At 60.9% G+C, this 230-nt stretch carries 1 pseudogene; it reads left to right on the forward strand.

What is annotated here, in order from left to right:
* Positions 1-230 (forward strand): annotated as a pseudogene (locus SB753_RS42180) (hybrid sensor histidine kinase/response regulator); the annotation flags it as partial.

Genomic DNA, 230 nt, shown 5'->3' on the forward strand with positions numbered 1-230 from the left:
GCTGCGGGGGCACTCGAGCGCGCCAGCGCTGCCCTGATCCAGTCAGAGAAGATGGAATCGCTGGGCCAGCTGACCGGTGGGATCGCTCATGATTTCAACAACCTTCTCGCGGTGATGTCGAATGGGCTGGATGTGCTTTCTCTGCAGGACCACCCCGATCTGAAAATGCTGGAAACGATGCAGCGCGCGGTCGCGCGCGGCGCAACCTTGGCGCAGCAGCTACTTTCATT

This window comes from Paraburkholderia sp. SIMBA_053, assembly GCF_046534895.1.
Taxonomy (GTDB): Bacteria; Pseudomonadota; Gammaproteobacteria; order Burkholderiales; family Burkholderiaceae; genus Paraburkholderia; species Paraburkholderia caledonica.